Genomic DNA, 778 nt, shown 5'->3' on the forward strand with positions numbered 1-778 from the left:
GGTTAAGATCTCGACTATTTACAGCTTGGCAACGCAAGGTACAATTAAAATCGTACTTGGAGCCGTTCAACTGATCGAGACTTGATCAACTTGTGCAGAGAATGATCATGCGTCGGCCCTGGCCAGTTGCCCGGCACTGTAATGGGGCAAGCATCCACCAGATCCTGCGCCAGCCAGCTCTCGGGCACCAATTCGGGAGCGGCAAAGAAGGAGAAGCGCCACTCGCCATCGAGCAAGAGACGGGAGGAAGAGGCCAGATCACCCCTGGCATCGGTTTCGCTGCGCCAGCTGAACATGGGGGTATGGGCGGGTAAACGATTTACACTGGTCACAGCCTGTGTTTGCCAATCGGCACGATAAATGATTTGTTGTAACGTCATACTGTTATTCATCTTTTATAACCTTTTTCAAATCTCTGATTACAAAACATTCGGTTAGTAACTGGCGGCTTTTTTTGAAACCATCGTTCTACCCTTTAACAGCCCAAGTGGCCCCATTCCTGAGAGGGTAAAAATAGAAATAAAGGTGAAAGTTGCGGCAATAATGCCCAATACCAAGTAGGTTTCACGAAAGCCCATCACCTCATACATAGAGCCAGCCCACACAGACATAAACATGGTTGCTAGCTGCTTGAAGAACTGATAGCCAATCAACCAGGGAAGGTGCGAACAAGTCCCTGATATGAGATCATGTTTGTCATCTGGAGCCATGGAACAGGGTTCATCATGAGTCATCAACTTACCTTCGCCGACAGTGAATTCAGCAGTAAGCGCCGTCA

Annotated in this window: 1 protein-coding gene and 1 pseudogene; both read right to left on the reverse strand. The window is 48.5% G+C overall.

Annotated elements, in window-relative coordinates; translation table 11 throughout:
• Positions 1-122 precede the first annotated feature (122 nt).
• Positions 123-380, reverse strand: a pseudogene (locus tag ACNPAA_RS20970) (sugar-binding domain-containing protein); the annotation flags it as partial.
• Between the two features lie 54 nt (positions 381-434).
• A partial coding sequence (locus ACNPAA_RS20975; protein ID WP_417891996.1) for an MFS transporter occupies positions 435-778 on the reverse strand: 344 nt, incomplete at its 5' end.

This window comes from Aeromonas sp. PS2Canimalfood6 (assembly GCF_048276795.1).
GTDB classification, from domain to species: domain Bacteria; phylum Pseudomonadota; class Gammaproteobacteria; order Enterobacterales; family Aeromonadaceae; genus Aeromonas; species Aeromonas caviae.